The organism is Simkaniaceae bacterium, assembly GCA_021734805.1.
Lineage (GTDB): Bacteria > Chlamydiota > Chlamydiia > Chlamydiales > JACRBE01 > Amphritriteisimkania.
This window is the reverse complement of record JAIPIG010000009.1, coordinates 1-12,407: the sequence shown is the minus strand read 5'-3', so window position 1 is coordinate 12,407 and position 12,407 is coordinate 1. Positions and strand designations below refer to the sequence as shown.

Annotated in this window: 13 protein-coding genes; 7 read left to right on the top strand and 6 right to left on the bottom strand. The window is 36.2% G+C overall.

The features are described from left to right. The first annotated feature begins 190 nt into the window (after nt 1-190). The 4 genes from rdgB (at nt 191) to K9M07_02745 (ending at nt 3,596) form a co-directional block, all read left to right on the top strand. Entirely contained in the window at nt 191-805 is a 615-nt protein-coding gene (gene rdgB / locus K9M07_02760) for an RdgB/HAM1 family non-canonical purine NTP pyrophosphatase (GenBank protein ID MCF7852143.1), read from the top strand. A gap of 6 nt (nt 806-811) precedes the next feature. Further along, on the top strand, nt 812-1,327 hold the full coding sequence (locus K9M07_02755) for an NYN domain-containing protein (GenBank protein MCF7852142.1): 516 nt from the start codon (nt 812-814) through the stop codon (nt 1,325-1,327). Nucleotides 1,328-1,488: 161 nt separating this feature from the next. Continuing rightward, on the top strand, nt 1,489-3,114 hold the full coding sequence (locus tag K9M07_02750; protein ID MCF7852141.1) for a peptide ABC transporter substrate-binding protein: 1,626 nt from the start codon (nt 1,489-1,491) through the stop codon (nt 3,112-3,114). Nucleotides 3,115-3,191: 77 nt separating this feature from the next. Then, nucleotides 3,192-3,596: a hypothetical protein gene (locus K9M07_02745; protein ID MCF7852140.1), complete on the top strand. Its 405-nt coding sequence runs from the start codon at nt 3,192-3,194 to the stop codon at nt 3,594-3,596. 16 nt (nt 3,597-3,612) lie between these two features. On the opposite strand, the gene K9M07_02740 is transcribed toward K9M07_02745, so the two are convergent. From K9M07_02740 to K9M07_02725, 4 genes are all read right to left on the bottom strand, one after another. Continuing rightward, nucleotides 3,613-4,170, bottom strand: coding sequence for a 5-formyltetrahydrofolate cyclo-ligase (locus K9M07_02740; protein ID MCF7852139.1), 558 nt, complete (start codon nt 4,168-4,170; stop codon nt 3,613-3,615). Then, the gene (locus K9M07_02735; protein ID MCF7852138.1) at nt 4,160-5,431 is read right to left on the bottom strand and encodes a hypothetical protein; all 1,272 of its coding nucleotides are present in this window, start codon (nt 5,429-5,431) and stop codon (nt 4,160-4,162) included. The genes K9M07_02740 and K9M07_02735 overlap by 11 nt, the downstream gene beginning before the upstream one ends. A 261-nt stretch (nt 5,432-5,692) precedes the next feature. Beyond that, nucleotides 5,693-6,178, bottom strand: coding sequence for a hypothetical protein (locus tag K9M07_02730; protein ID MCF7852137.1), 486 nt, complete (start codon nt 6,176-6,178; stop codon nt 5,693-5,695). Nucleotides 6,179-6,332: 154 nt separating this feature from the next. Beyond that, nucleotides 6,333-7,763 (bottom strand): hypothetical protein, encoded by a 1,431-nt coding sequence (locus K9M07_02725; GenBank protein ID MCF7852136.1) that lies wholly within the window; start codon nt 7,761-7,763, stop codon nt 6,333-6,335. A 253-nt stretch (nt 7,764-8,016) separates the two neighbouring features. Here K9M07_02725 and K9M07_02720 point away from each other — a divergent pair, with 253 nt between their 5' ends. The 3 genes from K9M07_02720 to K9M07_02710 all read left to right on the top strand — a co-directional run bounded on the left by K9M07_02720 (nt 8,017) and on the right by K9M07_02710 (nt 9,624). Beyond that, entirely contained in the window at nt 8,017-8,286 is a 270-nt protein-coding gene (locus K9M07_02720; GenBank protein MCF7852135.1) for a YggT family protein, read from the top strand. Nucleotides 8,287-8,288: 2 nt separating this feature from the next. After that, nucleotides 8,289-9,305 (top strand): tRNA dihydrouridine synthase DusB, encoded by a 1,017-nt coding sequence (gene dusB / locus K9M07_02715; GenBank protein ID MCF7852134.1) that lies wholly within the window; start codon nt 8,289-8,291, stop codon nt 9,303-9,305. Between the two features lie 61 nt (nt 9,306-9,366). After that, nucleotides 9,367-9,624, top strand: coding sequence for an acylphosphatase (locus K9M07_02710; protein ID MCF7852133.1), 258 nt, complete (start codon nt 9,367-9,369; stop codon nt 9,622-9,624). On the opposite strand, the gene K9M07_02705 is transcribed toward K9M07_02710, so the two are convergent. Both K9M07_02705 and K9M07_02700 read right to left on the bottom strand, forming a co-directional pair. Next, nucleotides 9,621-10,742 carry a hypothetical protein gene (locus K9M07_02705; GenBank protein ID MCF7852132.1) on the bottom strand — a complete coding sequence of 374 codons (1,122 nt, stop codon included), beginning with the start codon at nt 10,740-10,742 and terminating at the stop codon, nt 9,621-9,623. The genes K9M07_02710 and K9M07_02705 overlap by 4 nt on opposite strands. A 292-nt stretch (nt 10,743-11,034) precedes the next feature. Then, the gene (locus tag K9M07_02700) at nt 11,035-12,135 is read right to left on the bottom strand and encodes a hypothetical protein (protein ID MCF7852131.1); all 1,101 of its coding nucleotides are present in this window, start codon (nt 12,133-12,135) and stop codon (nt 11,035-11,037) included. Between the last annotated feature and the right edge of the window lie 272 nt (nt 12,136-12,407).

The window sequence follows — 12,407 nt, the reverse complement described above, 5'->3', positions numbered from 1 at the left end:
ATTAAATTCGCCTCATTGCAATACTCGTTTCTCGTAGGAGGATCGTACTTGCTAAAAACCATATGCCTATGAGTCATTTGCTAAAGACCTGAGTTGAGGGTTTATTTTGTTTATGATCAAATGAATGAAATCTACAGCTCAGGTTAAAAGATATTTGCATTGCTCTGCATTTCTTGATTTAAGGTCAAAGATGAAACTTATTATTGCAACATCAAATCTACATAAAATTCGCGAGTATAAAGGGATTATCAAACCATTATTCCCGGAATTTGATATTTATTCATTAAGGGATTTTCCTTCATATCATCCTCCCGAAGAAACAGGGGTAACGTTTGAAGAAAATGCTCAAATCAAAGCACTCCACGCAGCACAGGCTTTTAATGAGCTCGTATTAGCCGATGATTCCGGCCTTGTTGTTCCGGCTCTGCATGGAGAACCCGGAATTAGAAGCGCACGCTACGCAAGTGATGATGCAACAGACCAAGATAATCGCAATAAACTGATTGGAAAACTAAAAGATCTGCAAGAAAAAGAGCGTGTAGGATATTTTGAATGCACAATTGCGCTTGCAACATGTGAAAAAATTGTCAAATCTACTCGAGGATTCTGCGAGGGATATCTAATTTGTGAAGAAAGAGGCGGCAATGGTTTTGGATATGATCCTCTCTTTATAAAATACGATTACAATAAAACATTTGCTGAGCTCGATGAGGCAATCAAAAACCGCATCTCTCATCGCAGAAGAGCCTTTGATAAGATGATTCCTGTTTTAGAATCGATGTTATCGACAATAGCAGAAGGATAATGCTATTTGGAATACTGGATTGATGGATATAATCTCCTTTTTAAAGTTAAGTCGCACCTTCGTAATCTTCGCCAACAAAGAAAAGAGCTCATTGATGAGCTCAAATTACATATGATCAAATCTAATTTTAGGGCAAAAATTATCTTTGATTCTTCAGAAGAAAATGCAACTGAATTTCCTAGTGTCTCTTCATCGACTCCTTTGGAAATTATCTTCTCCCCTAAAGGGTTAACCGCTGATGATTATATTTTGGAAATGTTAAAATCAATCAAATCAACCAAAAATACAACGATTGTCACTGACGATGCCCACCTGGCTTTCCATTGCAAACATACACAAGCTAAAACTTTATCTGTTAATGCCTTTTTTGACCTAATTTTTAAAGAAGAGCGGCGCAGACATATGTCTAATTATAAATTTTTAGAAGATGAAAAAATAGAATTGACTGAATCTGAAAAAAATATCCAATTGTTTGTCAAAATCTTTGAAGACCGCCTCAAACACAATTCTGATGAATTTTAATTCAACGATATTCCCTATAAAAAAATCTCTCGCTTTTGATCCTCCATTGATGTATAGAAAATAAATTTAAGATACTACCAAAAATTCAAGAAAATCTTGACAAGTAGTTTTATCTGTAGGAATTTAGTTCTTCTATTAGAGAAAACTACAATAGGGGCATTATGAAACAAAATAGAATTTTATTTTCTGCATTGCTCGGAGCAATGCTTGCTTGTTTTCCAAGTTGTAAATCATCGACGAATCAAAGCGCGAAAAAAAAGATCGTTACTCCTTCTGCAAAACAAATGATTAAGATCAATATCGTTTCCGAACCATACAAGCTTGATCCTAGACAAGCACGTAGTTTGAAAGATATTAATCTTACAAAAATGTTTATGGAAGGTCTGACTAGGCTGAAAAAAAATGATGAGCCAACGATGGCTGCTGCTGAAAGCGTTCAGGTTTCTGAAGATGGGACAATCTATACATTTAAAATTAGAACAAGCAAATGGTCAAATGGCGATCCTGTCACATCATATGATTTTGCATATTCCTGGAAAAGGGTCCTATCACCTGATTTTCCTGCTGAAAAAGCACATGAGTTATTTGTGATTAAAAATGCTGCCGATATTAAAAATGGCGACCTTCCGGTTAGCCTTTTAGGAGTGAGCTGTCCGGATGAAAAAACACTCGTTATTACATTAGAACATCCTGTTCCTTACCTTACAAAATTAGTAGCTCAACCCGTATTTTTCCCCGTTAACCAACAAAACGATAAAAAAAATCAAAATTGGGCATTTTCTTTTGAAACATACGTTGGAAATGGTCCTTTTATGATGGAATCGTGGAATCACCACAATAAAATTACTGCCGTTAAAAACCCGGGCTACTGGGATCATGACAATGTCAAATTAGAAAAGATTGAAATGTTGATGGTTTCTGAAGATACCGGATTAAAGATGTTTGAAAACAATGAGCTTCAATGGGATGGTGCCCCCTTATCAGCAATCCCTGCCGATTCTATTGATGCACTAAAGAAAATGCATTTACTCAATTCAATTCCTGCACTTGGAACGCATTGGATTCAAACAAACACACAAAAAGCCCCTTTAACTTCGACTAAGTTAAGAAAGGCTTTTGCTTTGGCGATCAATCGTCAAGAATTAGTTGATCTGATTATGAAGGGTAATCATCAACCAACAACCGGCATTGTTCCAATGTCAATGGGATTACAAAATGAACCTTATTTTAAAGATGGGGACTTTCAAGCAGCTCTATCTTATTTAGAAGAGGGATTAAAAGAAGTCGATTTAACTAAAGAAGACATCAATTCAATCCGTCTGAGTTATATTGATGAGGAGTATGCCCAAAAAATGGCACAAGCTCTCCAACAACAATGGTTTGAAACGCTCGGTGTTCTAGTGAAACTTGAACCACTTGACGCAAGCGTTTATAAAGAAAAAATTGAAAGCGGTGATTTCGATCTAGCTTGCACCCATTGGACTTCAGATATTGCTGACCCTATTGCTTTTTTAGAAGTCTTTTCACCTAATTCATCTATTCACAACTCGACTAAATGGACTGATCCTTTATATCAGGAATCTCTCCAGTCATCATTTATCTGCAAAGATCAATTGGGAAGAGAAACCCTATTAAGAAATGCAGAAAAAATGATCATAGAAGCAATGCCTGTTATTCCTCTTTTTAACCATTCCTTACTCTATGTAAAAGATAATAGAGTGAAAAGCGTTGAACTTTCGTCAGCAGGTCAAATAGATTTTAAATGGGCTTACGTCGATACTATATAAAAATGTCATTGATTAACTAGGTTTTAAACCTATTTCAATCAATGACTTTGTTCAATCAATGGGGTCATAAAGTGAAGATGTTTTATCGATTTTTAATCATCATCTTGAGCTTTATGGCCCTTTGTCATTCAGACTCTCTTCAATTATATAATGATTCTTTTTTCACATTAGATGCTGTGGTTATCGATGCCAACGGTAATGTGCTCGGTATGACAACAGTCGAAGCAAACAATCAGCTATACTGGTACTATAATACGGAAAATGTCTTTCTATATGCTAATAGGCCCTACGTCCCTTTTACAGTCATTTGGTATTGTCATGAAGGGGCAACCGAATATGGAATTTGGACAAATGCAACATCCGGGTCATTAGTGACGGCTCAAAATTCCGTTGGGAAAAAGACTTGCAAATTGAAAGATCCTAAAAAATTATTAAAAGAAGCAGAAAAACAGCAGTCGATTAATAATTTCACTTATGATTAAAAACACTCAAGTCGAGTTAAAAAGAAAAGACCTTATCTACAGGAACATCATGAGGCTCATTAGGCAATTGATCTATGAGCTGTTCTTTAAAACAAACGCCAATTTTTAACTTCTCATCAAGCATAGCTAATTGCTGATCATAATAACCTAAGCCATACCCCAAACGAAACCCCTTTTTATCAAAGGCAAGGCCGGGAACAAGTATGGTATCAATAAGAGACATATCAGCTTTTTTGCAACGCGCCGGATTAGGCTCTAAAATTTGGAATGCAGAGCGAATTAAATCTTTTTCGATATCCTCAACATGATAAAATTCAAAATGTGCATCGAAGACTCGGGGTAAAACTAATTTCCCCCAAGCGCATAAAGTCAAATTTAAATCCCAAAGATTGAGTTCAGTTAATCTACTTCCATATGAAGCAACATATCGGTTATTCTTTAATTTCTCTTTTAAAAAAGCGCCACACTCAAAAGAACCCTGAAGACGTCTTTCAACTGATAGTTGATCTCTGATGGCATTGAATGTTTTTCTCAATTCAATTTTTTTGGTCCTTATATCTATATTATTTTTCAACAGTTTCACCCTTTCTATAATAAATTCTTCTTAAAAAGACCCCATTCTCATCATACAGTGTTGCAGTACCACTCCCATTCTCAACTGAAGAAATGACTTGTGGTTGTCCCTTTTTATAATATTTTCCATAAACCAGCTTATCATTTTCATATTCTTCCATAAGCATCAGATCACCATTTCGATACCACGCATTAGACAAGCCTTGACGCATGTTATGAGCCATCTCCTTCTGACTTTCTAGAGATCCATCCTCATACCAAGTCTTAACGATTCCGTGAATTTCATCATTATACCAAGAAATTAATAACTTAGGTGACTGGTTGGCATGAGACCAATAAATCCACTCTTGCCCATGTTTTTGTAGATTTTTTACAGAATAAATACTTTCAATATCACCTTGATCATTAAAATTTTTAACAAGTCCATTTTGTGAACCTTTTTGATATTCAATGAGACGGGATAAAACTCCGTTTTCATATATTGGCATGAATCCATTGCCGTTATCAATAGAAGAAATTAAATGGTGTTCCCGATCAAAATACTCACCAATCAATAATTTCCCATTTTCATAATATTCTTCAAATGGGGGCGTTTCAAAAGAACCTGTATGAAATGTTTTCCCATGTTTTAAATCGAGCAAATAATGAGAGGAACCAATGAGGTTTCCTTTGTTATCATAGAGTTTAGCATCTCCTTCCAAGCAATTATTTACATAGGGCAATATCTTAGAAATGACCCCATTGGGATAGAAATATTTCGAGTCCCCTTCTAATATCCCCTTATCATAGATAAACTCTGCTTCAAGTTTTCCCTGCTGGTCAAAAACCCTAGATACCTCATCAAATATCCACGTTGATTGAGCATTTTCATTGAGTTGAGCAATCCCTTCAATCACCTGCGCTTCAATATGTAATTGCCCATTTGGATGCCACTGACAATAGCTTCCATGTGCTCTAGATGAAACAGTTTCAAGCTGTTGCTTGATTTGACCATTAATATGGTAGCTTGTTAAAATCCCGGTTTGCCTACCTAATGCATCGCGCTTGAATGAGCGCATGACCTCTTTATAGGGTTGAGGGGATCTAAAATCTATTTTCTCATATGAAGCGAGACGATCCGGTGCGTTAATTGTCTCAGTCATATCATGTCGATCAACAATTCGAATCACAGCTAAATGCGATTCATTTGTCGTCTGAATTTTATGACTACACGAAATAAAAAAAATTGAGCTTGCTATGAATAAATATAAAACTGCTTTCATCATGCCAAAATTATAAGTAAGTCAAGAGATTGGCTCAATCGAATTTTGCAGTAACCTCGACTTTGCAAATTTTTGGACCCGAAGGACTCGAGATATTTGTTCTCTAGGGAGTTATTAAAACCGGGAATGGGTTTTTTACCCCTTCCCCGGTTTTAATAATCTCCCAGTTCGACCGTCCGAGAGCAAATAGACGAGTTAGGCGGGCCCAAAAATTCGCAAAGTTGAGATAACGGCACAAGTTATACCGGTTCCACCTCATTCTCACCCTCTATCAAGATCTCTCTTGATTAAGGTAAAATCAATCTCATATGCATCTTCGTGAAAACTGTCTTTGCATCTTTTTAATGCAAAATGTTTAAAAAATAAGTCCGGTCGCCCACGGTAAGGGTGAAGATCATCAATGCCCCCCCCCTCAATTGCAACAAGAAGTCGTTTGAGATCTGATGTATTGATTAAAACGGGTTTTTTTAAATGGCCCGATATTTCTGAAAATCCGCCAACCTTAATTTTATTTTCTTCATTTATTTTAAATAAATCGATTCCATTCATAAAACTAGCCATTTTTTCTAAGATAGGCCTATACCCTTTAAATGCAGTAAAACTAGTAACATCCTCTAAAAATTGAAGTTCCGACTCGAAGGGAATATGTTTTTCTATAGCAATTGATAAATAGCGAGAATCTGTCGATTCGAGAAAGTGCTCATACTTTGTTTTGATCTCATTTTCTTTTATTACTTTGCATGCCAATGATTGCAAATACTCTAAGTCCGATGACAACCCTCTGTATGATAAAAATGCCTGGCTAGATTTATAGACTAGGAGAGATGCCAATACGAAAAATAGACCGATCAAATAGACATATAACTCCTTTCTAAAGAAAGTCTCATTCCAATTTATCCATTTAAGCTGTGTAAAATTGAACTTTAATTGCTTCATCATGTTCTTCGATAGAAATGTTTTTTATGTTTTGACATTTGTACTTTAACACTTGGATTAGAATTTCAGCATCTTTCTTTTCATTTAAGCAAATCTCAATCTTAGATTCATAAGGAAGAGAAGGGTTTTTCAATGTCGGAAATGAAATCAAATCAAAATTAAGGGAAAGCATTGATTGAGGATTAAACTCATTGCTATGTTCGGAAATAATTCTTAAAACATTCAAAATTTTTGGCTGATTGCCAAATACATTCATAAAAGGCTTGGTTTGTTCAAACTGATCCGTCAGATCTTCAATAGCATTTTTAAGGGAGATGTAACTATAATTCTCAAAGGCCGGGTTTTTTCTCTGAGTTAACAAAAGAATATGGTTAAATTCTTTGCTCATTGAATCTAATTTTTTTTGCGTTAAAACATGCAATGATAAAAAGCCTATTAAAATAGAACAAGTTGCAAGTGACAGTATCCTAAGTAATTGTTTTCGAATCCTCCTAGTGTGTACAACCGGAGTATACTCCCCTTCTCGAAATTGAATAGTCATCTTATCTTTTGCTAAAACATCCAAAGCTTGACCAATTTCCCGCGCATAAAAAGCATCTCTGACATCACGAGACTGATCGAATAAAGCAATATTAGGTCGATCAGTCAAAGCACCTACTTGAAGAGCATAGCCGGTCCGAAAAAGAGATAATGCTTGTTTATTTTTATTCTCTGATTGAATTGAATCAATATATCGGTCGAAATATTGTAGGAATTGGAGCATGTTTTTTTGATTAAATTCTTTAATTTGCTCCTTTACAATGAGTTGACTCATTTGTGAGGCACCGATTGGAATGTAAAATCGCTTTACAGAACTATCGTTCTTGTAATAGTAAAGAACAGATTGGTCATGACTTACATGAAGGATTAAATGACAATCACTGTACCCCTTCCACTTTAAAAATCTCTTGAGGGATTGGAAATCCGATCCAACCCATTCCGGCTCTAATTGCACTTTAGATAGAGTTTGGATCACATCTTTCAAAAAATCTTTATGAATAGCGGACACAAAAACATCCGTTGCTCCATTTTTAAAAGGAGACAATCTAATATTAAAAACCCCATTTTCTCTATTAAACGGCAGCTTATCAAGTTGAAAAGAAAGAACGGATCTAATTTTCCTGTGTGATTTCAAAGGAAAGGAAAGATGGTTGCAGTATAGCTTATCAGAATAAATAGATGTTGCCGTGGTTAGATTTTTCTCTTGTCTGATCATTTTGCCAATGCGACTAGATTGCTGCTCTAGCGCATCTAAATGCATAGACTCAGCCACTTCTATAACAAAATCCTTATTCTTTTTCTGAATAACCACATAACGAAAGAATTTCCCTTCGACTGAGTATGATAAAACTTTCATTGAATAGAGCTCCTCTATTTATCGAGGTGGTTTTTTAATTCATCTGAGTATAAAAAAGATAGCGCAAGCTTGTAAACAACATCCACTCTTTTTTTGATTATAATTCAAGTTTGATGTAAAATTGTCTCATTTATCTCGACTTTGCAACTTTTTGTGGGGCTGCCTGCTCCGAAAAGAACTATCTCAAGGCCTTGGGACCCACAAAAAGTTGCAAAGTCGATGTTTTTTTGACACCCTTTTTTTAAGACACCCTATGGACCTTATATTAGTTAGATTAATTCAAATCATTTTCAGCAGCTATACACTACTCCTGATTATTCGAGTTGTGGCATCTTGGTTCCCCAATATTTTTCGATATCGAATCATGCAATTCGTTGCCTTTTATACTGACCCTTATCTCAACGTTTTCAGAAAAATTATCCCTCCGATTGGCGGTGTTTTAGATATCAGCCCAATCATTGCTTTTTTTGCTCTTCAAATTATGGAACGCATCTTAATTTATATTGTCACCCTTATCGGATAAATATGTTTTATAGACCATTAAAGTTAGGCAATCTAACTCTTCCCAATAATGTGATGTACTCCCCATTAGCCGGTTGTTCAGATCTTTGTTTCCGCTCAATTTCTAAATTATTTTCTCCCGGTTTAATGTTTTGTGAAATGGTCAAAATGGATGCCTTAGTTCGCCACGACCAAAACTCATATCGATTGCTGGAATATGAACATGATATGCATCCCATCGGGGCCCAGCTAGTTGGAAGTAAAATTGAATATGCAGCGATCGCAGCAAAAATCGTTGAAGATCTTGGTTTTGATGTTCTTGATCTCAATTGCGGTTGCCCGGTCGATAAAGTAACAAAAGATAATAGTGGTTCCGGTTTACTCAAATTTCCCGATTTAATTGGCGAAATTTTGCATCAACTGGTTTCATCCGTCTCTATCCCTGTCACACTTAAGATAAGGGCAGGATGGGACGATAATAGCATCGTAGCGCCTTTAATTACTCGCATTGCAGAGCAAGCTGGCGCAGCAGCAATTTTTATTCATGGAAGAACTCGAAAGCAAGGGTATAAAGGGCCCGCAGATTGGAATGTCATTAAAGAATGTAAGTCTGTTGCCGACCGTATTCCGGTGATTGGGAATGGGGATATCTTCTCACCAGAAGCAGCTAAACAAATTTTTGAGCAAACGGGATGTGATGGCGTGCTTATTTCAAGAGGGACCTTAGGTCATCCATGGATTGCTGAGGATATTATTCGTTATCTAGAAAATAAACCTCCCATTCTTAGAACGGGATCTTTTATTAGAGAAATTGTGATGCTTCACATCACAAAAATCATTGAAACACAGCCTCCTAAAAAAGCAATCACAGATATTAGACGCATTGGTTGCTGGTATTTAAAAGACGCAAAAAATGCAAAAATGTTGAGAAACCAATTAAATCATATTCAAGATCTCTCGGAAGTTGAGGGTATTTTAGATGCGTTTGACTGGGATTCACTTGAACAAAAACTTGAAGGAGAACCTTTAATTCTCGCTTAGCCCTCATTTCTCACAATATCGGTGGATCAAGCGCTGTAATAAACCCAAAATTCAGGCTATTATGTTGATATTAAAAATCACCGGAGACATTCAAGGAGTTGGCTTTCGTGCTACGGCACGACGAATTGCCAAACAATTAAACCTTAAAGGTTATGCAAAAAATATGCCTGACGGCTCGGTTGAAATTCTCGTTCAAGGATCTCTCCAGGAAGCAGAGCAAATATTAGATGGTTTAAGGAATTTTAGTTTCAATATTGATTCGGCTACCATCACTGAGTCTTCATCTGATAAAAGCTGTTCTGATTTCTTAATCCTCTAAAAATCAAGCTGTAGATAGATTTCCAAACCGTGAAAGCTGATATCTTCAGAAAGATTGAAATAACGCCTTGCATTTTCTTGTAAAATATCGATGAACTGGTTCTGACTAAACCAATATTCTACATGATAGGCCGCACCTATGCTAAAATAGTTGCGATGCCGGTTCCAATATGTAGACCATTCTGCCCCTAAATTCATTTCAAAATTAGGTGCAAATTGATGAAATGACTCATTGATTTTGATCCGTTGCGCACTAAGATTACTTTGAGATTCATCATATTGGATCCTGAATAGTCCGTATTGCAGGGCTCCACTTACATCCCCCATTAAATAGACATTTCTTCCCAAGTATAATTTACCACTGGCGCCTATTGCAGGACCAATCCCCCAAAAATCACTCGAGTCGCGAACATGTAGCACGTTATTACTCAAATTTGTACCACCAAAATATTGAGTCCATTGCTCAAGATCTATCCAAGTGTTTTTTAATCCACCATATGGAATTAACATCACACTTGGGCTCACAAAATAGCTTTTTGAAACTTTTGCTAAAATTGTATCCTGCTCAACTGAACAATAAGACTTAGCCCAATTTACCCCCTGCCCAAGAATAGTTACACCTTTAAGAGGCATTACAGAGCCTAGTATCCCACTTTGCACCTTTTGAGAGGCATTTGACTCTATCCAAGTATATGATACGTCGAGAGTGACATCCTTTTTAGGAAACCAATACCCTATTCCACAACGAATACCTCCATTCCAACCAAATTTAATTTGCTGTGAATCAGCTCTGATGGGTAACTGATTTGCATTTCCGGTCGAGGTATAGGCATATGTCGTTCCATTGACTTTAGCATGAACGATAAGTGGGTCAATATAGATAAAAATATTCTTACTTTCTACTAACTGAGGATATCCACTAGGAAGATGAGCCCCCTCTGTCCCTAGCTGATTTTTTTGAACCAACTCATTGACCTTAGCTTCTAGTTCTGCGACTTGGTCACGCAAATCATTAAAAGCGGAATAGGTTGCTTCTAGAGATTGCATACAACCCATCAACAAAAGAGCTATTATGAAACCAAAAGTAACTGAATAAGCATTTTTTAATGGCATAATCATCTAATTATATTCTAATTATTTTTAAATATTTAATTATAAATTAAAATAACAGAGATTATTGAACAAAAATATTTTTCTATACTGTATATAAGAAAACCCCTCTTCCCAATTGAGAAAAGGGGTCAAAAGAAACTGAAGTAAAAACCTTCATTTTAAAGGTCTTAGATTTAAATCGAGGGGTAAGCTGCAATCTTTTCCCCTAAGGGATAAGTTCCAAGCAACCCAACCATCGATAACCAATAGTCCTTATACGTTAAATAATCTCCCCAATTCGGGGAGATTATTTAATCAATTAAAAGTCGAACCGAATCCAACCTACAATTCCCATCATGTTCATATCGCCATTCATATTTGTTGAAGCATAAACAGCGAAATCAGTTGGGGTTCTTCGAATCATTTGGTTCACAGACCAATAATAATTATACTGATAAGCTAAGCTGATATTAATATATTGATTATGATCGTTAAAATATCTTCCCCATGAAAGCCCTAAAAGAGCATCTAATTCATTCACCCCTTGATGTAAATTTGACGTAGCATAGTCAAAATAACCGTTTTCAGCATTTGACTGATTATCTGTCACCTCAAACCGGCCATATAAATAAGAAAGGGTTAGATTAGAAAAGAGACTAAAATCTTTTACAATCCACCATCGTGTATTAAACCCAGCTAATGGGCCCATTCCCCAAAATTTGGAAGAAGCACTCACCTTCCAATCATTTGTGCCGAGTTGTTCTCCCCCAAGATAATAAATTTTTTGAGTTAAATCAAGCCAGTGGGAACGAAGTCCGGTCAAAAATTGAAGAGAAAAATAGCGATTGGTAAAGAGCGATGATCCAGCTGTTAAATCCAAAGAATTATGTGAAATTTTAAAATTTGAACTAGCACTTGAGCAGTTATCAAAGGGTTCAAAATCTGCCAAACTAGGATATGAACGAATTGGGCTTATAACCCCATTCAAACCGGCACTTGTTTTTGTCGTAGAGGAATCTGTAAAATAGGTATAATCCAATGCAATATCCCAATTGTAATTTGGAATAATGTATCCGGCTCCGATAACAAGTCCCCAATTCCACCCAAAATCTTGTGTGATTACATCATGTCTTAAAGTATTATTACTTGAAGATAAACTTGTTAATTGCAAATTGTCTTTGCTTGCAAAGGCATTGCCTTGAACATTGGGATGCAAATAGAGAAATCCCGCTTCGGCATGCCACCCATTTGATAAATTTTCCGGATAGGCTGTCGCATTATTTGCCCCCCTATTTCCCATTTCAGTAATCGTTGATGTCATTGCCATTTTCTTTTCGAGTTCTGAAACTCGATCATCTAAAGTCATTGAAAAGCCACACAATGGCAATAGTGTCGCTATAAGACCTGTTTTGAAATTCATTGATTTTTCTCCCTAGATAAATCACTAATTTTTTTAAGAATAAAAAAAAACGATGAAAAAATACAACGTTAAATAAGTATTTTTGCGAGTTTCACACTTTTAATACCACTTTTGACAGCTCCCCATGGCTAAGGCCAGGGGATTCCTAATTCACAGAGAACAGCTTTGCAACAAATTATTGTTGCCGAGTCTTCCACTCTCTCCAAAGGCTAACCCCGCCAGCCCGACGGTTAAAATATTCTTAGCTGCATTGATATCTCTATCGAGCGTTT